This window comes from Simplicispira psychrophila DSM 11588, from assembly GCF_000688255.1.
Classification (GTDB): domain Bacteria; phylum Pseudomonadota; class Gammaproteobacteria; order Burkholderiales; family Burkholderiaceae_C; genus Simplicispira; species Simplicispira psychrophila.
Genome location: NZ_JHYS01000007.1, coordinates 59001 through 80838 on the forward strand (window position 1 = coordinate 59001; position 21838 = coordinate 80838).

The 21838-nt window shown below is 60.4% G+C and carries 15 protein-coding genes and 5 tRNA genes; 4 read left to right on the forward strand and 16 right to left on the reverse strand.

The genetic code is table 11. The annotated features are described in order from the left end of the window. Positions 1-49 precede the first annotated feature (49 nt). On the reverse strand, positions 50-1453 hold the full coding sequence (gene fumC, locus Q390_RS0109015) for a class II fumarate hydratase (protein ID WP_027995768.1): 1404 nt from the start codon (positions 1451-1453) through the stop codon (positions 50-52). Between the two features lie 132 nt (positions 1454-1585). Here fumC and Q390_RS0109020 point away from each other — a divergent pair, with 132 nt between their 5' ends. Beyond that, positions 1586-3139, forward strand: a complete 1554-nt coding sequence (locus tag Q390_RS0109020) for a fumarate hydratase (protein ID WP_027995769.1) — start codon at positions 1586-1588, stop codon at positions 3137-3139. Between the two features lie 69 nt (positions 3140-3208). Further along, positions 3209-4078, forward strand: a complete 870-nt coding sequence (murI, locus tag Q390_RS0109025) for a glutamate racemase (protein ID WP_027995770.1) — start codon at positions 3209-3211, stop codon at positions 4076-4078. A gap of 76 nt (positions 4079-4154) precedes the next feature. On the opposite strand, the gene Q390_RS0109030 is transcribed toward murI, so the two are convergent. The 13 genes from Q390_RS0109030 to Q390_RS0109090 form a co-directional block, all read right to left on the reverse strand. After that, positions 4155-4679, reverse strand: coding sequence for a M48 metallopeptidase family protein (locus Q390_RS0109030; RefSeq protein ID WP_027995771.1), 525 nt, complete (start codon positions 4677-4679; stop codon positions 4155-4157). A gap of 20 nt (positions 4680-4699) precedes the next feature. Next, on the reverse strand, positions 4700-5341 hold the full coding sequence (locus tag Q390_RS0109035; RefSeq protein ID WP_027995772.1) for a DUF6806 family protein: 642 nt from the start codon (positions 5339-5341) through the stop codon (positions 4700-4702). A 13-nt stretch (positions 5342-5354) separates the two neighbouring features. Beyond that, positions 5355-5447 (reverse strand) — tRNA-Leu (locus tag Q390_RS0109040). 129 nt (positions 5448-5576) lie between these two features. Continuing rightward, positions 5577-5652: transfer RNA gene (locus tag Q390_RS0109045), tRNA-Gly, on the reverse strand. A 110-nt stretch (positions 5653-5762) separates the two neighbouring features. After that, positions 5763-5836, reverse strand: a tRNA-Cys gene (locus tag Q390_RS0109050). Positions 5837-5905: 69 nt separating this feature from the next. Beyond that, positions 5906-5981: transfer RNA gene (locus Q390_RS0109055), tRNA-Gly, on the reverse strand. Between the two features lie 92 nt (positions 5982-6073). After that, a complete protein-coding gene (gene lon / locus Q390_RS0109060; protein WP_027995773.1) occupies positions 6074-8497 on the reverse strand; it encodes an endopeptidase La in 2424 nt (807 codons plus the stop codon). Between the two features lie 146 nt (positions 8498-8643). Further along, a complete protein-coding gene (gene clpX, locus Q390_RS0109065) occupies positions 8644-9912 on the reverse strand; it encodes an ATP-dependent Clp protease ATP-binding subunit ClpX (RefSeq protein WP_027995774.1) in 1269 nt (422 codons plus the stop codon). Between the two features lie 108 nt (positions 9913-10020). Beyond that, positions 10021-10629 carry an ATP-dependent Clp endopeptidase proteolytic subunit ClpP gene (gene clpP / locus Q390_RS0109070; protein ID WP_027995775.1) on the reverse strand — a complete coding sequence of 203 codons (609 nt, stop codon included), beginning with the start codon at positions 10627-10629 and terminating at the stop codon, positions 10021-10023. Positions 10630-10754: 125 nt separating this feature from the next. Next, positions 10755-12065, reverse strand: a complete 1311-nt coding sequence (gene tig, locus Q390_RS0109075; RefSeq protein ID WP_027995776.1) for a trigger factor — start codon at positions 12063-12065, stop codon at positions 10755-10757. A gap of 73 nt (positions 12066-12138) precedes the next feature. Then, positions 12139-12225, reverse strand: a tRNA-Leu gene (locus tag Q390_RS0109080). An 84-nt stretch (positions 12226-12309) separates the two neighbouring features. Beyond that, positions 12310-15504, reverse strand: coding sequence for an efflux RND transporter permease subunit (locus Q390_RS0109085; protein ID WP_027995777.1), 3195 nt, complete (start codon positions 15502-15504; stop codon positions 12310-12312). A gap of 7 nt (positions 15505-15511) precedes the next feature. Then, positions 15512-16777, reverse strand: a complete 1266-nt coding sequence (locus Q390_RS0109090) for an efflux RND transporter periplasmic adaptor subunit (RefSeq protein ID WP_051603144.1) — start codon at positions 16775-16777, stop codon at positions 15512-15514. A 95-nt stretch (positions 16778-16872) separates the two neighbouring features. On the opposite strand from Q390_RS0109090, the gene hpnC reads away from it, so the two are divergent. Then, positions 16873-17742 carry a squalene synthase HpnC gene (gene hpnC / locus Q390_RS0109095; RefSeq protein ID WP_027995779.1) on the forward strand — a complete coding sequence of 290 codons (870 nt, stop codon included), beginning with the start codon at positions 16873-16875 and terminating at the stop codon, positions 17740-17742. Positions 17743-17794: 52 nt separating this feature from the next. Here the strand turns inward: hpnC and Q390_RS0109100 are convergent, their stop codons facing one another. Continuing rightward, the gene (locus Q390_RS0109100; RefSeq protein WP_027995780.1) at positions 17795-18235 is read right to left on the reverse strand and encodes a CBS domain-containing protein; all 441 of its coding nucleotides are present in this window, start codon (positions 18233-18235) and stop codon (positions 17795-17797) included. 62 nt (positions 18236-18297) lie between these two features. Continuing rightward, positions 18298-18945 carry a DUF937 domain-containing protein gene (locus Q390_RS0109105; protein WP_027995781.1) on the reverse strand — a complete coding sequence of 216 codons (648 nt, stop codon included), beginning with the start codon at positions 18943-18945 and terminating at the stop codon, positions 18298-18300. 425 nt (positions 18946-19370) lie between these two features. Between Q390_RS0109105 and nirB the strand changes: the two genes are divergently transcribed. Next, positions 19371-21821, forward strand: coding sequence for a nitrite reductase large subunit NirB (gene nirB / locus Q390_RS0109110; RefSeq protein ID WP_027995782.1), 2451 nt, complete (start codon positions 19371-19373; stop codon positions 21819-21821). The last annotated feature ends 17 nt before the right edge of the window (positions 21822-21838 follow it).

Here is a 21838-nt window from a genome sequence, read left to right on the forward strand (position 1 = left end):
CGGCCCCAGGCTGTCGTGGCCGATTACCCTTGTTGCTATCGTGGCTGCGCTACACCATCTGCGCCGGCTGCACCCAGGCGTCAAATTCTTCCGCGCTCAGGTAGCCCGATGCCACGGCCGCTTCGCGCAGGCTGAGGCCTTCGTGGTGGGCGCGTTTGGCAATCTCGGCCGATTTGTCGTAGCCGATATGTGGATTCAACGCCGTTACCAGCATCAGCGAACGCCCCACCAGTTCGGCAATGCGCGCGCGGTCGGGCTCAATGCCGACGGCGCAGTGCAGGTTGAAACTGTTGATGCCATCGGTCAACAGGCGCACGCTGTGCAAAAAATTGTGGATGATCAGCGGCCGGAATACGTTCAGTTCAAAGTTGCCCGCCGCACCGCCCATGTTGATGGCGACGTCGTTGCCCATCACCTGGCAGCACAGCATGGTCAGCGCCTCGCACTGCGTCGGGTTGACTTTGCCGGGCATGATCGACGAGCCGGGCTCGTTTTCCGGAATGGTGATTTCACCCAGCCCACTGCGCGGGCCACTGGCCAGCCAGCGCACGTCGTTGGCGATTTTGGTCAGGCTGGCCGCCAGGGTTTTCAGGGCGCCGTGGGCGTACACCAGCGCGTCGCAGCTGGCCAGAGCTTCAAATTTGTTGGGGGCAGTGACAAACGGCAGGCCGGTCAGGTCGGCCAGTTCTTTGGCCACCGCCACGGCGTAGCCCGGCGGCGCATTCAGACCGGTACCCACCGCCGTGCCGCCCAGCGCCAGCTCGCACAGCTGCGGCAGCACCGCGCGCACCCGTTGCTCACCAGACCCCAGCTGCGCCACCCAGCCGGACATTTCCTGCCCCAGCGTGATCGGCGTGGCGTCCTGCAGGTGGGTGCGGCCAATTTTGACAATATCGGCAAACGCCTCAGATTTCATCTCCAGCGTGCTGCGCAGCGTGTTCAGCGCTGGCAGCAGCTGGCGCACCAGCGCGTCCACGGCGGCCACATGCATGGCGGTCGGAAACACATCGTTGCTGGACTGGCTTTTGTTCACCTCGTCATTGGGGTGCACCAGCCGCGCCTGGCCCCGTTCGCCGCTCAGCAGTTCGCTGGCACGGTTGGCCAGCACCTCGTTCATGTTCATGTTGGTTTGCGTGCCCGAGCCGGTTTGCCAGACCACCAACGGAAACTCGTCCACATGGCCACCCACAATCACCTCGTCCGCCGCCGCCACGATGGCGGTGGTTTTGACCGCGTCCAGCAAACCCAGCCGATGGTTGGTATAGGCACTGGCGCGCTTGACCTGGGCCAGCGCGCGCAGCAGTTCCGGCGGCATCCGGTCGCCGGCAATGGCAAAGTGCTGCAGCGAGCGCTGCGTTTGTGCGCCCCACAGCCGATCGGCAGGCACGTGGATGGGGCCAAAGCTGTCGCGCTCGATACGAAAAACAGTGCTGTTGCTGGGGTCGGTATGCATGGCCATCCTTGGAAATGAACTGCCAGCATACCCCGCTGGCCCGCCCTGGGCCAGACCCTGCTGACAGCCTTGCGCAAGGCGTGCAGGGGATAATCGAAGGTTCGCGACTTCATCAGACCGGAACCCCCATCCATGACCACGACCATCCGCCAACAAGACCTGATCGACTCGATTGCTGCGGCGCTGCAATACATCAGCTACTACCACCCCACCGACTACATTGCCCACCTGGCACGCGCCTACGAGCGTGAGCAAAGCCCGGCGGCCAAGGATGCGATGGCGCAAATTTTGACCAACAGCAAGCTCAGCGCTACTGGTCACCGCCCGATTTGCCAGGACACCGGCATCGTCAACGTGTTCCTGAAAGTCGGTATGGACGTGCGCTGGGGTGACTTCACCGGCAGCTTGGAAGATGCCATCAACGAAGGCGTGCGCCGCGGCTACAACCACGAAGGCAACACCCTGCGCGCCAGCGTGGTGGCCGACCCGCTGTTTGCCCGCAAGAACACCAAAGACAACACCCCCGCCGTCATCTTTACCGAGATCGTGCCCGGCAATACCGTGGATATCACCGTGGCAGCCAAGGGCGGCGGCTCGGAGAACAAGTCCAAGCTGATCATGATGAACCCCGGCGACAACCTGGTCGATTGGGTACTGAAAACGGTGCCGACCATGGGCGCCGGCTGGTGCCCGCCCGGCATGTTGGGCATCGGCATTGGCGGCACCGCTGAAAAAGCCGTGCTGCTGGCCAAAGAAAGCCTGATGGGCGACTTGGACATGTACGAGCTGCAAGCCAAGTCGGCACGCGGCGACAAGCTCGACCAAGTCGAAGAGCTGCGCCTAGAGCTGTTCGACAAGGTCAACGCCCTGGGCATTGGTGCCCAAGGCTTGGGTGGCCTGACCACGGTGCTGGACGTCAAAATCAAGCTCTACCCGACGCACGCCGCCAGCAAGCCGGTAGCGATGATCCCCAACTGCGCTGCCACGCGCCACGCGCACTTTGTCATGGACGGCTCGGGCCCGGTCTACCTCGACCCGCCCAGCCTGGACCTGTGGCCCAAGATCGACTGGGCGCCCGACTACAACACCAGCAAAAGGGTCGATCTGAACGCCCTGACCAAAGCGGAAGTGGCCAGCTGGAAGCCCGGCGACACACTGCTCTTGAACGGCAAAATGCTCACCGGCCGCGACGCCGCGCACAAGCGCATCCAGGACATGCTGGCCAAGGGCGAGCCGCTGCCGGTCGATTTCACCAACCGCGTCATTTACTACGTCGGCCCGGTCGATCCGGTCGCCGGCGAAGCGGTGGGCCCGGCTGGCCCGACCACGGCCACGCGCATGGACGGCTTCACCGAAATGATGCTGGCGCAAACCGGCCTGATCGCCATGGTCGGCAAGGCCGAGCGCGGTCCGACCGCCATTGCCGCTATCCAAAAGCACCAATCGGCCTACCTGATGGCCGTCGGCGGTGCGGCTTACTTGGTCTCCAAAGCCATCAAGCACGCCAAAGTGGTCGGTTTTGCAGACTTGGGCATGGAAGCCATTTACGAGTTTGACGTGGTCGATATGCCCGTCACCGTGGCGGTCGATGCCGGCGGCACCAGCGTCCACAACACCGGCCCCGCCGAGTGGCAAGAGCGCATTGCTACCGGTGAGTTCAAGGGCATTGAAGTAGCAGCCGCCTGACGCTCTGCCCCATGTCTCCTTGCCAGCCACACCGGCTGGCAAGGCGCCGCCACCTGCCCACCTGCCCACATGCCCATCGTTCAGCAGCCCATCGGCGTTTTTGACAGCGGCATCGGCGGCCTGAGCGTGCTGCAAGCGTTGCGCGCCGAACTGCCACACGAGCACTTTGTCTATCTGGCCGATACGGCCCACGCGCCCTATGGCGAGCGCAGCGCCGAGTTTGTTGCCGAGCGCAGCTACGCCATTGCGGCGCACTTAGTGGCGCAACACGGCATCAAGGCGCTGGTGGTGGCCTGCAACACCGCTACCGCCGCCGCCATCCACGAGATTCGGGCGCGCTACCCGCAGCTGCCGCTGGTCGGCGTCGAGCCGGCACTCAAACCCGCTGTCGCCCTGAGCCGTACCGGACGCATCGGCGTCATCGGCACACGCGGCACGTTGAACAGCGCCAAATTTGGCAAATTGCTGATTTCATTGCAGGGGCAGGCGCAATTCATTGTCCAGCCCTGCGACGGCTTGGCGCACGCCATTGAGCGCAGCACGGCACTGGACTTATCCCGCCCTGAATTTGCTACAGAAATAAGAGCTATTTGCGCAGGATACACGAGCATTATGGGCCGTTTTGGTATTCAATCGGGGGAAATAGACACCTTGGTGCTGGGCTGCACCCATTACGTATTTGCACAAAACGAATTGCGTGATTTGCTCGGCCCTGACATCCGCCTGATCGCCACCGGCGAACCTGTGGCGCGGCAAACACGGCGCCTACTGCATACCGCCGCTGCACTGACCGCCAATCAACCCGATGGCACTGCAGCCAGCGCCGAGCGCTTACCGCTGCTACTCACCACTGGCCTGCTGACACCACTGCAAACCGCCGCCGCGCGCTGGCTGCAACTGCCCCAGGAATGCTGCAGCACAGCGCTGGTGGCTGCTTGACCTCTATTCACAATCAAATCAGGCTGCAGCCCTTATACGTCAAGTGGTATAAGCTATCAAAATAAGAGCTTGAGAATCAAGCTGCCGCCCATAAACGCGCTCCGGCGCCTTCCAGGTGGGTAAGGTACAGGCGCACGTCGAACTCATACTGGTGGTAGTTCGGCTCCATGTAGGCGCACAGTTGGTAGAAGGCTTTGTTGTGCTCACGTTCGCGCAGGTGGGCCAATTCGTGCACCACGATCATGCGCAAAAACTCATCCGGCACCTGTTTGAACATCGCCGCCACACGGATCTCGTGCTTAGCCGCCAGTTTGCCGCCCTGCACGCGCGAGATGCTGGTGTGCAGCCCCAAGGCATTGCGCACAACGTGGATCTTGCTGTCAAACAGGACCTTGTTGACCGCATCGGCATTGCGCAGATGGCGGTTTTTCAGCTCGGTGGTGTAGTGGTAGAGCGCCTTGTCGGTGCGCACGGCATGGGCTTGCGGGTATTTGCGCTGCAGCATAGGCGCCAAACCATTGGCGCCGTCCCGCAGCAGAGTACGCACCTGCTCTTGCAGCGCCTCTGGGTAGGCGCGCAAGTAAGGCAGATCGCGGTGCATGGGAGAGGGGGAAATCAGCCTCAGTGCAGATGGCGTGGACGGCGGCCGCCGCTGCCACCATGGCTACCGCCCGAGCCACCGGAGCCGCCAGGGCCACGGGGTGGCTTGCCAATTTCGAGTGAATTCACCAGAGCGTCAAAGCGCTGGCTGAAAAGTCGGTCGATCTCAGCCACCACACCGCCGAGTTCGGCACCGTCAAAATGGCGCTCCATCATGTTGACCACGTCCTGCACCAGCAAATCGCGCTGTACCTGCATGATGGCGGCCGGCGTCGGGCCGACAAACAGCATGAGGAAATCATCGCGCGACTCAGCTTCTTCCTCTTCTTCGTCCTCATCGAACTCGGCGTCATAGAACGTCACCTCGATGGCAGCGCCCTCCTGGGCCAATTCGTTCAGACTCATGCACATTTCGTCGAGCGACTGGCGAAAGTCTTCGTCGCCGCGCACCGTCCAACACAACTGCAAAGAATGCGCCTTGGCATCGAACTGGATTCCAGGCTCCTCTTCGTAGGCACTGACTGCGCCGTCCGCCAGAGAACGGGCACCCGCGTACTTCCACAACGGCTTGAGCGCCTCTTGCAACTGCTCGTAGCCCACTTCAGGGCGCAAAGGCACTAGGCCATGGACATGAATTTCGAAGGGAGCGTTGTAATTTGACATGATTGAATCGTAATGGTGCCCCGAGCCGGGGTCGAACCGGCACGCCCCTTTTCAGGAAAGCGGCGGATTTTAAGTCCGCAGTGTCTACCAATTTCACCATCGGGGCCTGCAGTGGCTTGACGACAAGCCTGCAGCGTAACCCGGGCCGCACACGCGTGCAATGCCCAATATTTTTCTCAGTTCGCTGGTTGCGAACCCCCAATAAAAAAGGGAAGCCGAAGCTTCCCTTTAGAAATGGAGCGGGAAAAGAGGCTCGAACTCTCGACCTCAACCTTGGCAAGGTTGCGCTCTACCAACTGAGCTATTCCCGCATTTGCTTGTTGGCAACTTTGATTTCTCAAAGATGCTGTTTAGCAAGTATAAAATTATATTGCATTTTTTAGTGACTAAAAGAAGTTAGCAAGAAAAAACAATTTAATTTTGGAGGCGCGACCCGGAGTCGAACCGGGCTAACCGGATTTGCAATCCGGGGCATAACCGCTTTGCTATCGCGCCAAACCTCTGAAGACCATCTGTCTTATTTTTCTTAGCAAAAAGGGAAGCCGAAGCTTCCCTTTTTATATATGGAGCGGGAAAAGAGGCTCGAACTCTCGACCTCAACCTTGGCAAGGTTGCGCTCTACCAACTGAGCTATTCCCGCATTTACTACAGCCTTACATTGTACAACGCTTAGTGCAGTGGATGTATTGTAGCGCACTTTTTATCGTGCGCCAAAAAAATATCCATTAAAACTCAATGTTTCACTGCTGGCAGTGCTGCCGCCTTATCGGCAACCACCACTGCTGGTACGACAACAGCTTCCTCGTCGGGCAGAGGCTCGGGCTTGCGCTCCAGCGCCAATTCCAGCACCTTGTCGATCCAACGCACCGGAACGATTTCAAGACCTTTTTTGACGTTATCAGGAATCTCTTGCAGATCCTTGACGTTTTCTTCCGGGATCAGAACCGTCTTGATACCACCGCGCAAAGCCGCCAGCAGTTTTTCTTTCAGGCCACCAATACCGGTAATTTCGCCACGCAAGGTGATCTCGCCAGTCATGGCCACATCACCACGTACCGGGATACCGGTGAGCGCAGACACCAACGCCGTGGCCATGGCGGCACCCGCGCTGGGGCCATCTTTGGGCGTGGCTCCGTCGGGCACATGTACATGCACGTCTTTTTTCTCAAACGCTTCGTCTTTGATGCCCAGCGCCCGCGCCCGGCTGCGCACCACCGTTCGCGCGGCCTCGACCGATTCTTTCATCACATCGCCCAGAGAACCAGTGCGCGTGATCACGCCTTTGCCGGGCATGGTCACAGCCTCAATGGTCAGCAGGTCACCGCCCACTTCGGTCCACGCCAGACCCACCACTTGGCCCACCTGGTTTTGCTGTTCCGCCAGGCCGTAGGTGTATTTGCGCACACTGAGGAAATCGGGCAGATTGTCGGCCGTCACCACCACCTGGGGCGTGCGCTCCTTGAGAAGCAACGCCTTCACCACCTTGCGGCAGATTTTGGAGAGTTCGCGTTCCAGCGAACGCACACCTGCCTCACGGGTGTAATAGCGCACGATGTCGCGCACAGCACCCTCCGTGATCTGCAATTCCTCGTCTTTGACGCCGTTGTTGGCCATCTGCTTGGGCAGCAGATATTTCATGGCGATATTGGTTTTTTCATCTTCGGTGTATCCCGACAGACGAATGATTTCCATGCGATCGAGCAACGCCGAAGGGATGTTCATCGAGTTCGAGGTAGCCACAAACATGACATCACTCAGGTCAAAATCAACCTCGACATAATGATCGCCAAAGGTGTGGTTCTGCTCAGGGTCAAGCACCTCTAGCAAGGCACTGGAGGGATCACCCCGAAAATCCGTGCCCAGCTTATCGATCTCATCCAGCAGGAACAGCGGATTGCGCGTCTCGACCTTGGCCAGGCTTTGCAGCACTTTGCCCGGCATGGCGCCAATGTAGGTGCGCCGATGCCCGCGAATTTCCGCCTCATCGCGCATCCCGCCCAGCGCCACGCGCACATATTTGCGCCCGGTGGCCTTGGCAATGGATTGGCCCAGGGAGGTTTTACCCACGCCCGGTGGCCCTACCAAGCAAAGAATGGGTGCCTTCACCTTGGTCACACGCTGCTGCACCGCAAGGTATTCCAGGATGCGGTCCTTGACCCTATCCAGGCCGTAATGGTCTTCGTTCAGCACAATTTCAGCATGGCCCAAATCGTGTTTTATCTTGGTCTTTTTGCTCCAAGGCAAGGAGATCAGCACGTCGATGTAATTGCGCACTACGGTGGCTTCAGCCGACATGGGTGACATCAGTTTGAGCTTTTTCAGCTCACTTTCGGCCTTTTTGCGTGCCTCAGTTGGCATCTTGGCCAGCTTGATTTTTTTCTCGACCTCTTCCAGATCAGCGCCCTCTTCCCCCTCGCCCAATTCTTTCTGGATAGCCTTGACTTGCTCGTTCAGATAAAAGTCGCGCTGGTTCTTTTCCATCTGGCGCTTGACACGGCCGCGGATTTTTTTATCCACGTTCAAAATGTCCACTTCGCGGTCAAGTTGCTCGAAGAGATTTTCTAGGCGCGCCTTGACGTCAGATAAATCCAGCACCGCCTGCTTGTTTTCCAGCTTGAGCGGTAAATGGGCGGCAATGGTGTCTGCCAGACGGCCCGGGTCGTCAATGCTGGAAATGGAAGTCAAAATCTCCGGCGGAATTTTTTTATTCAGTTTGACGTAGAGATCAAACTGCTGCATCACTGCGCGGCGCAGCGCCTCGATTTCGCTGGGCTTGTAGTCACCTTGAGTGGCCTGCACCGGCGTCACCGTAGTAGTGAAGTGGGTTTGCAGATCTTCAATGGCATTGACTTGGGCACGCTGCTGGCCTTCGACCAACACCTTGACCGTACCATCGGGAAGCTTGAGCATCTGCAAGATGGTCGAGACACAGCCGACCGCAAACATGTCGGAAACCGAGGGCTCGTCTTTGGCCGCTGCCTTCTGGGCCACCAGCATGATGCGGCGGTCGGTCTCCATCGCCAATTCAAGCGCTTTGATGCTCTTGGGCCGCCCAACAAACAGTGGAATGACCATATGGGGAAATACCACCACATCGCGCAAAGGCAGCAGCGGCAAATCAATGGGGGTAGCGAGCAGGGGGGAATGTCCGGACATGGGAATCCTCATGAAATTGGATTGAATATGGTCCGCTTGCAGGCATTTGCAACCCACCAGCACACCTGCGCTGGCTCAGGGGTTGACGCAGATGGAAGGAAATGGTGGGGAACGTGGAGTCACTACACCATCCCCGACATCCTTTCTCAAGCCTTTTTGGCTGCTTCCCGGCGGTACACCAACAGCGGCGGCTTGTCTTCATCGATAGTCGATTCATCCAGCACCACTTTTTCGACATTGGTGGCATTGGGCAAATCAAACATGGTACCAATGAGCGACTGCTCCAGGATTGAGCGCAAGCCGCGCGCCCCGGTTTTGCGCGCAAGCGCCTTGCGAGCAATGGCCTTCAGCGCAGCGGGACGAATTTCCAGCTCAACGCCTTCCATGGCCAGCAATTTGCCGTACTGCTTGATCAGGGCATTTTTCGGCTCTGTCAAAATGCGTACCAGCGCGTCTTCACTCAGTTCAGTCAAGGCAGTCACCACCGGCATACGGCCAACCAACTCCGGGATCAGACCAAATTTGATCAGGTCTTCCGGCTCGATCTCGGTGAATACATCCGACAGCGAACGCTGCTTCTTGCTCTTGACTGTGGCGCCAAAACCAATACCCGAAGCTTCGGTGCGGTTTTCGATGACTTTTTCCAGCCCGGCAAAAGCACCGCCGCAAATGAACAGGATGTTGGTCGTGTCGATCTGCAAAAAATCCTGGTTTGGGTGCTTGCGTCCACCCTGCGGCGGCACGCTGGCCATGGTGCCTTCAATCAGTTTAAGCAGCGCTTGTTGCACGCCTTCACCAGAGACATCACGGGTGATCGACGGGTTATCTGACTTGCGCGAGATCTTGTCGATTTCGTCGATGTACACAATGCCACGTTGGGCACGTTCGACTTCGTAGTTGCAGCTTTGCAGCAGCTTTTGCACGATGTTCTCAACGTCTTCGCCCACATAACCGGCCTCGGTCAGGGTGGTGGCGTCGGCCATGACAAACGGCACGTCCAACATGCGTGCCAGAGTTTGCGCCAGCAGCGTCTTGCCAGAACCCGTTGGGCCGATGAGCAAGATGTTGCTTTTGGACAATTCGACATCGTCCTTACCAGCCTTTTCCTTATGACGCAACCGTTTGTAGTGGTTGTAGACCGCTACCGCCAGCGTGCGCTTGGCAGGCTCCTGACCAATAACGTAACTATCGAGATTAGCCTTGATTTCTGCCGGTGTCGGAAGATCGCCACGCCCATCCTTGCTCGCTTCTTCGGCGGGAAGCTCGTCCCGGACGATTTCATTGCACAGGTCAATGCATTCGTCGCAGATAAAAACCGAAGGACCGGCGATCAGCTTCTTGACCTCGTGCTGACTCTTTCCGCAAAAAGAGCAGTAAAGGGTTTTTTCGCTGGAAGAGCCTTTTTTATCGGCCATGAGAACAATGCCTTGTATGACTAGTATTACTAGAGAAATGGTGGAGGATAGCCAGAACGCAGCGATGCCTGCCTAGAGCAAAACCCCGTGCGCGCCCGATGGAAGCGCTCAAGAGCGCTTGGCGATCACTTCGTCGATCAGGCCGTAGTCCTTAGCCTCATCGGCCGTCAGGAAGTAATCACGCTCGGTATCGCGCTGGATTTTTTCCAATGGCTGTCCAGTGCGCTCAGCCAAGATACGGTTCATCTGGTCCTTGGTGCGCAAGATATCACGGGCATGGATTTCAATGTCGGTCGCCTGACCACGTGCACCACCCAAAACTTGGTGGATCATGACCTTGGAGTTGGGCAATGAAAAGCGTTTGCCCTTGGTACCTGCAGCCAGCAGGAAAGCGCCCATGCTGGCCGCAAAACCGCAGCAAAGCGTAGACACGTCGGGCTTGATAAAGTTCATGGTGTCATAGATCGCCATGCCTGCCGTGACGCTGCCGCCAGGCGAGTTGATGTAGAAAGAAATGTCCTTTTCAGGGTTTTCGCTCTCCAGAAATAGCAACTGTGCCACCACCAGATTGGCGGTCTGGTCATTGACCTCGCCGACCAAAAAAATCACGCGCTCCTTGAGCAAACGCGAATAAATATCGTAGGACCGCTCGCCACGGCCCGACTGCTCGATGACCATGGGAACCATGCCCAAGCCTTGAATTTCCTGTGTGCTCATTATTTCTCCAGTCAGGCGGGTACTGTACCCAGAAACGAATTGGGGCTTGTGCGCCAAAGCACAAGCCCCCGGATGCCATACGCCAGCGTAACGCCCATGCAGGCGCGCGGCTCAAGGGCGGGCGATCAGCCTTGGCCCATCAGTTCGTCAAACGACAACGCTTTGTCGGTCACCTTGGCTTTGCTCATGACAAAGTCGGCAACATTGTTTTCAATCACCACGGCCTCGACTTCGCCGAGGCGCTGGCGGTCGCCAAAGTACCAGCGCACCACATCTTCCGGCTTTTCGTAGCTGGCAGCCAACTCATCGATATGCGCCTTGAGTTGCTCGGGCTTGGCATACAGCTCATTGGCACGCACCAGCTCGGACACTACCAGACCCAAGCGCACGCGGCGCTCGGCTTGGGGACGGAAAATATCGTCAGGGATTTCTGCCTTGTCCGCATCCTTCACACCGCGCTGCTTGAGGTCAGCGCGAGCGCTGGTTTTCAAGCGTTCGATTTCAGACTGCACGCTAGAGTTGGGCAAATCCAGTTCGGCCTTGGTCAACAGGGCATCCATCACGGCGGCCTTGTTGCGTGCCAGCAAACGGAATTTGACTTCGCGCTCCAGGTTTTTCTTGATGTCAGCGCGCAGACCATCGACGGTGCCGTCGGCAATACCCAGCGACTTGGCCAAGGCATCGTTAATTTCAGGCAAGTTGGCAGCTTCGATCTTGTTCAGCGTCACCAGAAAATCGGCGGTCTTGCCGGCTACATCCTTACCGTGGTATTCCTCGGGGAAGGCCAGCGGGAAGGTCTTGCTTTCGCCGATCTTCATGCCGCGCACAGCGTCTTCAAACTCTTTCAGCATCTGGCCTTCGCCGACCAGGAACTGGAAGCCTTCGGCTTTGCCGCCCTCAAATGACTCGCCTTCCAGCTTGCCTTCAAAGTCCACCGTCACGCGGTCGCCGTCCTGGGCGGCTGCGTCTGCTGCGCGCTGCGCAAAGGTGCGACGCTGCTTGCGCAGAATGTCGATGGTTTTCTCAATGGCGTCATCGGTCACGTCGGTCGAGATTTTCTCGACTTCGGCCTCGGCCAAATCACCGATCTTGACTTCCGGGAACACTTCAAAGACGGCATCAAACGTGGCCTGACCTTCCGGGGCGCCTTCTTTTTCGGTGATGCGGGGCTGGCCGGCGACACGCAGATTGGCTTCGTTGGCAGCGCTGGCAAAAGCTTCGCCGACTTTGTCGTTCAGCACTTCGTACTGGACAGAATAGCCATAGCGCTCGGATACCACCTTCATAGGCACCTTACCGGGACGGAAACCGTCCATCTTTACGGTGCGTGCCAGGCGCTTGAGGCGCGACTCCACCTCGGTCTGGATGGTGGCCAAGGGCAAGCTCAGGGTGATCTTGCGCTCCAGCTTTTCAAGGGTCTCAACGGTAACGGCCATGGCTATTCCTAGTGTTTAGTCACACGGGCCGTTGAACTGTGCAGCGGCGCCGTGTTGGCAAAGTTTTACATGGTGGTGCGCGGGGGGGGACTCGAACCCCCACAGTATTGCTACCGTCAGGACCTAAACCTGGTGCGTCTACCAATTTCGCCACCCGCGCAATCTATCAAACAAGCAGGCGGCAAATTGTCTTGTCGCCTGCGTGAAATTGGTCAACTTTAGATTTTAACCTGTTGGCGTGGTCTCAATCCACATCCATCGGCACGGATTCGGGCCGACGCACTCGAAACCACGCGGCATACATGGCTGGCAGCGCCAGCAAGGTCAGTACCGTGGCCACGATCAGCCCGCCCATGATGGCCACCGCCATCGGTCCCCAGAAGATGCTGCGCGACAGCGGAATCATGGCCAGCACTGCCGCGGCAGCCGTCAGCACGATAGGCCGCAGACGCCGCACCGCCGATTCAACAATCGCCGTCCACGTCGGCACGCCGCGTGCCCGGTCGCTCTCGATCTGGTCGATCAGAATGACTGAATTGCGCTGGATCATGCCCATCAGCGCGATCACGCCGAGCAGCGCCACGAAGCCAAACGGCCGTCCCAACAACAGCAATGCCGCCGCCACCCCGGCAATGCCCAGCGGCCCGGTCAGGAACACCAGCATGGCACGGCTGAAGCTGTGCAGTTGCAGCATCAGCAGCGTGAAGGTGATGAACAACATGATCGGAATGCCGGCCGCAATCGACGACGCGCCCTTGGAGCTTTCTTCGACTGCGCCTGCCACCTCGATGCGGTAGGCGTTCTGGCCAGCGCCGTGCCAGGCGGCCTCGATCTTGCGCAGCTCGGGCAACAGCACCTGCGTCACCGTAGCGCCCTGCAGACCCTCTACCACGTCGCCCTGCACGGTGATGGCGTAGTCACGGTTTTCGCGCCACATCACGCCCGGCTCCCAGGCCAGCACTGGCTTGGCGATCTGCGTCAGCGGAATTGACTGACCCGAGGCCGTGGTCAGGTAGGCGTTGGCAATATCGCTGATGAAGCGGTGCTCATCCTCGGGCTGGCGCAGCACGATGTCGATCAGCTTGTCACCCTCGCGGTACTGACCGACCTGCATGCCCGACTGCATCACCCGCGATGCCTGGGCAATCGACTGGCTGGTCACGCCCAAGGCGCGCGCCTTGGCCTGATCGACCTCCAGGCGCAGCACCTTGACCGACTCGTTCCAGTTGTCGTTGACGCCGCGCATCTGCTCTGCCGCACGCAGCACGTCCTTGACCTCATCGGCATGCACGCGCAGTGCCGCCGGATCAGGCCCGACAACGCGAAACTGCACTGGGTACGGCACCGGCGGCCCGCTGGGCAGCAGCTTGACGCGGCCGCGCACCTCCGGGAATTCGCTGGCCAGCAGGCTAGGCAGTTTGACACGCAAGGTTTCGCGCACCTTCACGTCCTGCGCCATGACGATGAATTGCGAGACGTTGGTTTGGGGAAACACCTGATCCAGCGGCAGGTAAAAACGCGGCACGCCCGAGCCCACCCAGGTCGCCACATTAGCCACGCCCGGCTCGGCGCGCAGGCGTGCTTCGACGCGGCGCGTCACCGCCTCGTTGCCGGCAAATGAGGTACCTTCCGGGAACCAGACATCGACCATGATTTCGGGCCGTGCTGAATCGGGGAAGAACTGCTGCTGGACCCGGCCCATGCCGAAAATACCCAGCGCAAAAATCAGCAAGGTGGCGCCAATGGTCAGCCAGCGGTACTCGACGCACCAGTTCACCGTGCGCCGAAAGGTGTTGTAGAACGCGCTATCAAACACCTCGTGCGGATGCGCCGTGATACCCGGCGCAGCACCTGGAATGGCCGGCAACAGTTCGACGTGTGCCGGCGTTTTCAGCAGCAGCGTGCCTAGATAGGGCACAAAATACACCGAGACGATCCACGACAGCACCAACGCAATCACCGTCACGGCAAAAATCGCAAAGGTGTATTCGCCGGTCATGGAGCGGGCAATGCCAATCGGCAGAAAACCCGCCGCCGTGATTAGCGTGCCGGTCAGCATCGGGATAGCGGTGATCTCGTAGGCAAAAGTGGCCGAGCGCACCTTGTCGTAGCCCTCTTCCATTTTGCGCACCATCATCTCGACGGCAATGATGGCATCGTCCACCAGCAAGCCCAGCGCAATGATCAGCGAGCCGAGCGAAATTTTGTGCAGGCCAATATCCCAGTACCACATGGCCAGGAAAGTAACGGCCAGCACCAGCGGAATGGTGATCCCAACCACCAGACCCGGGCGTGGGTCGATATACCAGCGCTTCCACCACGGTTGGGGCCCACTGCGCTGGTGCAGGCCCAGCGCGACAAAACTGACCGCCAGCACGATCACCACCGCCTCGATCAGCACCTTGACAAACTCATTGACCGAGCTGGCCACGGCCTGGGGCTGGTCTTGCACATTCACCAGCTGCACGCCGGCCGGCAGCTGCTTTTCAATGCGCTGCGTGGTGGCGTGCAAGGCCTTGCCCAGGCGAATGATGTCGCCGCCCTTGGCCATCGACACCCCCAGCGCAATCACCTCTTGGCCCTCAAAGCGCACCTTGACGTTGGGCGGATCGACATAACCGCGTTGGACTTCGGCAATATCGCCCAAGCGCAGCTGCCGCCCTGAGGCCCCGCGGATCGGCATGGCGCGCAGGTCTTCAATGGCATTGAACTGGCCGGCCACGCGCACCTGCACCTGGTCTTGCGCGGTTTGCACCGTGCCGGCACTTTCAACGGCATTTTGCTGGCCTAACTGCGCCAAGACCTGATTCATGTCCAAACCGAATTGCGACAGGCGCTTTTGCGAAATCTCAATGAAGATTTTCTCGTCCTGCACCCCAAACAACTCGACCTTGGCTACGTCCTGTACGCGCAGCAGTTGCTGGCGCAGATCATCGGCAAACACCTTCAGTTCGGCGTTACTGAACCCCTCGCCTTCCAGTGCATAAATGACGCCATAGACATCGCCAAAATCGTCGTTGAAAAACGGCCCCTGCACACCCTGCGGCAAGGTGTAACGCATGTCGCCAATCTTCTTGCGCACGGCATACCAGACGCCCGCCACCTCGGAGGCGCGCGATGAATCCTTGATCTGAAAAATAATTTGCGACTCGCCCGGCTTGGAATAGCTGCGAATCTTGTCGGCGTAAGGCACCTCTTGCAGCGTGCGCTCAATCTTGTCGGTGACCTGCTCTGCCACCTGCTGCGCCGTCGCGCCGGGCCAATAGGTGCGCACCACCATGGCGCGGAAAGTGAAGGGCGGGTCTTCGTCCTGCCCGAGTTGGAAATAAGCCCCCACGCCCATCAGCAGCAGCACCACCATCAGGTAGCGCGTCAGCGCCGGATGATCGAGCGCCCATTTGGAGAGGTTAAAACCCTTGGTTGGTTCGACTGGCGTCATGACAGGCTCACGGCTTGGCAGCAGAGGCTGCCGGTTGCACCGCAGGAGCGGCCTTATCTGCTGCGTTATCAGGAGCTAACGGCGCTTGATTGGCGGGCGCTCCAGGCACTTTTGACTCATAAATCACCACTTTCTGCCCAGGCGAGAGCACATGCACGCCCGTCGCCACCACCTGCATGCCCGGCGTCAGGCCCGAGGCCACCACCGCGGCGTTGCCATCGGCACTGGCAATCTCCACTTCCTGCGAGCGCACCGTGCTGGTCGCCGGCTCGTACACCCACACCGCCGTGCCCTGGCCCTGCTGGCGCAGCGCCGTCGTCGGCAGCGTGATGGCCTGGGTGCCGGCGTGACCGAGGCCCTGCGGCGCCACATACACCGTGGCCCCCAGCGGCAGCGCCGTGGCGCCGTCTAACCCGACCTTGACCGCATAGGTGCGCGTCACCGGGTCAGCGCTGGCCGCCACCTCACGCACACGGCCCACCAGGGTCTCGCCGCCCGACCAGGCGCGCACGCGCACCGCCTGGCCCGGAGCCATCTGCGCCACCTTGTCTTCCGGCACGGCAAACACCACGTCGCGCGCGCCATCCTGGGCAATGCGCAACACCGGCGTGCCAGCCGCCACCACCTGGCCAGGCTCGGCGTCAATCCCCGTGACCACCCCGGCCATATCCGCCAGCAGGCGCGTGTAGTCCGTCTGGTTGCCCTGCGACGACGACTGCGCGCGCGCCTGCGCCAGCGTCGCCTGCGCCGCCTGGAGCGTTGCTTGGCGACGCTCCAGTTCGGCGCCGCTAATAAAGTTCTGCGCTTTCAGCGCGGCATAGCGCTTGAAATCAGCTGCCGCCAAATCACGTTGTGTCTGCGCTGCGCTCACTTGCGCCTGCGCAGCTTGTGCGGCCAACTGGTAGTCCTGCGGATCGAGCTGCGCCAACACTTGGCCGGCGCGCACGCGCTGGCCCAGTTCGGCCTGGCGCCGCACGATCTTGCCGGCAACACGAAAGCCCAGGCGCGACTCGACACGTGCGCGCACCTCCCCAGCATATTCAATCTGCGATTGCAGCGCGGTCACACCCACCGTCAGCAGCTTGACCGAGCGCACCGGCTCGGGCGGCGGCTCGGGGCGCGAACAGCCCGCCACCAGTACGGCCAGCGCTGTGACCGTCACCCCGGTCAGCGCCCGCCCCCGCCTGTCCAGACGGAAAAAAAGCCCCGATGGGGGCCATAAAAATTCTGCCCGGGGCAAAACTGTGGAGCGGGTGCGCACGACAAATTCCATGATGCATCTCTTAATGACTGGCTGGTTAGTAATTTAGGGGATAGCCCTGACACTGTCAAGAAAGAAGACAACCGGCTGAACAGGCTGCTGCGACAATGCGCGCCGTGAACCACCCTGCCCCCTCCAGCGCACCGCTTCCGGTGACGCACTATGAAAATTTTCCGGTGGCCTCGCTGCTGTGCCCGCCGCAGTTGCGCGCGCCGATTGCCGTTATCTACACCTTTGCCCGCACCGCCGATGACATCGCCGACGAGGGCAACGCAACAGCTGCCGAGCGCTTGCAGGATCTGGCCGACTACCGCGCCGACCTACAAGCTATCGCCGCCGGCGCCGCACCATCGCCGCGCTGGGCCAGCGTGTTTTTACCGCTCGCCGGCATCTTGCGCAGCCACCAGCTACCGATACCCCTGCTGGACGATTTGCTGAGTGCTTTTGCGCAAGACGTGGCTAAAACCGACGCCGCTGCTGGCTACGCCGACCGCGCCGAACTGCTGGACTATTGCCGCCGCTCGGCCAACCCGGTGGGGCGTTTGTTGCTGCACTTGTATGGCGTGCAAGCGCCGTCCGCGCTGGAGCAAAGCGATGCCATCTGCACCGCGCTGCAACTCATCAATTTCTGGCAAGACCTGAGCGTGGATCTGCCCCGTGGACGCTTTTACCTGCCCGAAGCCGATTGCGCCGCCCATGGCGTGCAACGCACTGACCTGCTGGCCCGGCGCAACACGCTGCACACTACACAATTAATAGCTGATAGCGCAGACTGGGCAAGGTCTAGCATGACAAAAGGTTCTCCCTTGGTCCACCGCTTGCCGGGCCGCGCCGGCTGGGAGTTGCGCCTGGTGGTGCAAGGCGGATTGCGCATTCTGGCCAAAGTGGATGCCCTGCGCGGCGCCAGCCTGCACACCCGCCCGCGCATCCGTGCCTGGGACGGGCCGCTGATGCTGGCGCGCGCATGGGCCATGTGAAAAGGCCCGCCACCGGGCCTAGTGACAACGCCAGCGCCCGCAGTGCTCAGGCTCAGCTATTGCGGCCGGTGATGTAGTGCTTCATCTGCTCGATGATGAATTTCTGCTCGGAGATGATGTCCTTGACCAGGTCACCAATAGAAATCATGCCCACCAGCGCATCGTCCTCGACCACCGGCAGGTGGCGCAGACGGTTTTCCGTCATCAGCGCCATGCACTCTTCGCTGGTCTGTGTCGGCTGCACATACATCACCGCCGTGGTCATGACATCACGCACCAACGTAGCCACCGAAGTTCGCCCCATCAGGGCGATTTTGCGAGCGTAGTCGCGCTCGGTCACGATACCCACAATGGTGCTGCCTTCCATGACCAGCAAGGCACCAATGTGCAGGTCGGCCATGCTTTGCAGCGCCTCCAGTACCGAGGCCGTCGGCCGAATGGAATGCACCAGACCATCGGGTTTGGATTTGAGAATTTCAGCAACAACCGTCATGGGATCCTCCTAAAAAATAGCGATATACGAGAGTATTTCAGTACTGTGGCGCGGCACGCCTGTCAGCGGCGGCCGCCGAGAAAATTACCACCAATTTTCATCAGATCGCTCAGGCCCACTTGGCCATCACCGTCCTGGTCCAGCAGGGAAGCGAGCAAACCACCGCCCAGGCCGCCTTGCTGCTGCACACGTGCATGTTCCTGCCCCAGCACCTGGCCCAGGCCATCGGCGCTCAGGCCGCCGGCGCTGGCGCGCTGCGCCAAGAAGGACATCACGATAGGCGCCAGCATCTGCAGCAATTGCCCGGCATGGGCACCCAGACCGGTGGCCTGGCCCAGACCCGCTTCAACGCGCTGCTGATTGCCACCAAAAATATGGCCCAGGATGGCGGCGCCATCGGGTGCCGCACTGGCGCCGCCAGAGTGGCCGCCACCGAGCAGGCCACCCAGCAAACCACCGAGCCCGCCCAAGCCACTCAAACCGCCAGCCGCACCGTCCTGGTACTGCTGCAGTGCGCCGAACAAATCCATGGCGCCCTGCGGTTGTGCCGCATTGCGCCCCAGCGCACCCAGCATCAAGGGCAGCGCAGCACTCACGGCACTGTGCATCTGGGCGGTATCGGTGCCCAGCTGCTGCGCCATTTGTTGCAGCGGCGCGCCTTGCAATTGGGACATCAGTTCTTCAACAAGGGAAGGCGAGGAGGTAGTCATGGAAGCTTCTTTCAAAAGGAGTGGCGTTGAAAGACCATCGTAGCGGCAAGACAGCCAAGCGGCCATGCAGATCGTGCCAGTGCCATGCCAGCGTGCACGAAGGCTCTGGCATGCCCAATCTGGTGCAGCCCAGCGCAACCATCTACCCAAGCTGGTGCAGCGCAGTGCACCGGACAGGGCCCTGGCAAGGACAGACAAGGGCGGGCGCCGGCTTTCATCTATTTGATTTCCATAGCAAGGGAGTCACTTCCCTCCAGCGCCAGCGCCCTATTTGATTCAAATTTACAGCCGACAAAACATGGCATGAACATTGCTTTATGTTTAGGGAAACCGCCCTAAGCGGATGGCACGTGGGCCATTGTGCAGTAGCGCTGCCGCTAGCTCCGCCACTTTTTTGTTTCTCTCAACTGCAAGCGAGGCTCCCGATGAACAAACACCGGTTGGTAATGGTGGGCAATGGCATGGCGGGCGTCCGCACGCTGGAAGAATTGCTCAAGATCGCGCCTGATCTGTACGACATCACCGTATTCGGCGCCGAGCCACACCCGAACTACAACCGCATCCTGCTCTCGCCGGTGCTGGCCGGCGAGCAGACGCTGGACGACATCGTCCTGAACGACCGGCAGTGGTACGCCGACCACGGCATCACGCTGCACACTGGCTTCACGGTCACCGAGGTCAACCGGATGCGGCGCTTGGTCAGTGCGACGGACAGTGCAGGCGCCACACTCACCGCTCCCTACGACCGCCTCATCATGGCGACGGGCTCCACGCCTTTCATCTTGCCCCTGCCCGGCAAGGACCTGCAGGGGGTGCTGGCCTACCGCGACATTGCCGACACCCAGGCCATGATCGACGCCGCCGCGCGCTACCGCCATGCGGTGGTCATCGGTGGCGGCTTGCTGGGTCTGGAAGCCGCCAACGGCCTGATGAAGCGCGGCATGGCAGTCACGGTGGTGCACGCCGGCGAGTGGCTGATGGAGCGCCAGCTCGACCGCGTGGCCGGCACGCTGCTGCAAAAGTCGCTGGCAGAGCGCGGCATGCAGTTCCTGATGCAGGCGCAAACGCAGGCGTTGCTGGGCAACGCCGACGGTCGGGTGGCCCGCGTGCAGTTCAAGGACGGCTCCGAAGTGCCCGCCGACCTGGTGGTGATGGCGGTGGGCATTCGTCCCAACACCGCGCTGGCCGAGCAGATGCGCCTGCATGTGGACCGCGGCATCGTGGTCAGCGACACGCTACAGACCACCACCGACGCGCGCATCTACGCCGTGGGCGAGTGCGCAGCGCACCGAGGCATCGCCTACGGGCTGGTGGCTCCGCTGTTTGAGCAGGGCAAGGTGTTGGCCAACCACTTGGCCGAATTCGGCATTGGCCGTTATGTGGGCTCGCTCACCTCGACCAAGCTCAAGGTCACCGGCATCGACCTGTTCTCGGCCGGCAATTTCCAAGGCGGTGAAGGCACCGAAGAAATCGTGCTTTCCGACCCCTCTTCGGGCGTCTACAAAAAGCTGGTTATCAAAGACGACAAGCTGGTCGGCGCTTGCCTATATGGCGACACGGTCGATGGCAGCTGGTACTTCAAATTGCTGCGCGATGGCCGCGCTGTCGGCGATCTGCGCGAGCGGCTGATGTTTGGCGAATCCAACATGGGCGACGCCGGCCACCAAGGCCACAACAAGGCTGCCGCCATGCAAGACAGCGATGAGGTCTGCGGCTGCAACGGCGTCACCAAGGGCCAAATCTGCAAGGCCATCCAGGACAAAGGCCTGTTCACCCTGGACGAAGTGCGCAAGCACACCAAGGCCAGCGCCAGTTGCGGCTCATGCACCGGTTTGGTGGAGCAGATTTTGATGGCTACGGCGGGCGGCGACTACTCGGCCACGCCCAAGACCAAGCCCGTCTGCGCCTGCACCGACCATGGCCACCAAGCGGTGCGCGACACCATCGTCCAGCACCATTTGCTGACCAACGCGGCGGTGATGCGCTTCTTGGAATGGAAGACACCCGACGGCTGCCCGACCTGCCGCCCGGCCATCAACTACTACCGCCTGTGCAGCTGGCCGCATGAAGCCGAGGACGACCCGCAAAGCCGCCTCATCAACGAGCGCAGCCACGCCAACATCCAAAAAGACGGCACCTATTCGGTGGTGCCGCGCATGTGGGGCGGCGAAACCACGGCGGCTGAACTGCGCCGCATTGCCGATGTGGTGGACAAGTACCAGATTCCCACGGTCAAAGTCACTGGCGGCCAGCGCATCGACCTGCTGGGCGTGAAGAAAGAAGACTTGCAAGGCGTTTGGCGCGATATCGGTATGCCCTGCGGCCACGCCTACGCCAAGGCGCTGCGCACCGTCAAGACCTGTGTCGGCAGTGAGTGGTGCCGCATGGGCACGCAAGACAGCACCAAGATGGGGCAAGACCTGGAGCGCGCTTTTGTCGGGATGCAGGCACCGCACAAAGTGAAGTTTGCCGTCAGCGGCTGCCCACGCAACTGCGCCGAAAGCGGCATCAAGGACGTCGGCATCATCGGCGTGGACAGCGGCTGGGAAATGTATGTGGCCGGCAACGGCGGCATCAAAACCGAAGTGGCGCAGTTCTTCGCCAAGCTCAAAACCGCCGAAGAAGTGATGGAGCACACCGGCGCCTTCATGCAGCTGTACCGCGAAGAGGGCTGGTACCTAGAGCGCACCGTGCACTACGTCGCCCGTGTCGGCTTGGAGCATGTGAAGAAAAAAATCCTCGGCGACCCGGCTGGCCGCGCCGTGCTGTGGGCACGGCTGCAGGACACGCTGGCGGGCGAGCCAGATCCGTGGTTCGAATTCGAGAAGGCCCGGGTGGATGAGCGCCAGTTCATCCCGATTGCCAGCGCCGCCTGAATCCGCCCTTTATTTGC

Excerpts from the sequence above, each read along its gene's own strand:
- fumC (WP_027995768.1), bottom strand. The coding sequence starts at position 1,453 with ATGCATACCGACCCCAGCAACAGCACTGTTTTTCGTATCGAGCGCGAC.
- Q390_RS0109020 (WP_027995769.1), top strand. The coding sequence starts at position 1,586 with ATGACCACGACCATCCGCCAACAAGACCTGATCGACTCGATTGCTGCG.
- murI (WP_027995770.1), top strand. The coding sequence starts at position 3,209 with ATGCCCATCGTTCAGCAGCCCATCGGCGTTTTTGACAGCGGCATCGGC.
- Q390_RS0109030 (WP_027995771.1), bottom strand. The coding sequence starts at position 4,679 with ATGCACCGCGATCTGCCTTACTTGCGCGCCTACCCAGAGGCGCTGCAA.
- Q390_RS0109035 (WP_027995772.1), bottom strand. The coding sequence starts at position 5,341 with ATGTCAAATTACAACGCTCCCTTCGAAATTCATGTCCATGGCCTAGTG.
- lon (WP_027995773.1), bottom strand. The coding sequence starts at position 8,497 with ATGTCCGGACATTCCCCCCTGCTCGCTACCCCCATTGATTTGCCGCTG.
- clpX (WP_027995774.1), bottom strand. The coding sequence starts at position 9,912 with ATGGCCGATAAAAAAGGCTCTTCCAGCGAAAAAACCCTTTACTGCTCT.
- clpP (WP_027995775.1), bottom strand. The coding sequence starts at position 10,629 with ATGAGCACACAGGAAATTCAAGGCTTGGGCATGGTTCCCATGGTCATC.
- tig (WP_027995776.1), bottom strand. The coding sequence starts at position 12,065 with ATGGCCGTTACCGTTGAGACCCTTGAAAAGCTGGAGCGCAAGATCACC.
- Q390_RS0109085 (WP_027995777.1), bottom strand. The coding sequence starts at position 15,504 with ATGACGCCAGTCGAACCAACCAAGGGTTTTAACCTCTCCAAATGGGCG.
- Q390_RS0109090 (WP_051603144.1), bottom strand. The coding sequence starts at position 16,777 with ATGGAATTTGTCGTGCGCACCCGCTCCACAGTTTTGCCCCGGGCAGAA.
- hpnC (WP_027995779.1), top strand. The coding sequence starts at position 16,873 with ATGCGCGCCGTGAACCACCCTGCCCCCTCCAGCGCACCGCTTCCGGTG.
- Q390_RS0109100 (WP_027995780.1), bottom strand. The coding sequence starts at position 18,235 with ATGACGGTTGTTGCTGAAATTCTCAAATCCAAACCCGATGGTCTGGTG.
- Q390_RS0109105 (WP_027995781.1), bottom strand. The coding sequence starts at position 18,945 with ATGACTACCTCCTCGCCTTCCCTTGTTGAAGAACTGATGTCCCAATTG.
- nirB (WP_027995782.1), top strand. The coding sequence starts at position 19,371 with ATGAACAAACACCGGTTGGTAATGGTGGGCAATGGCATGGCGGGCGTC.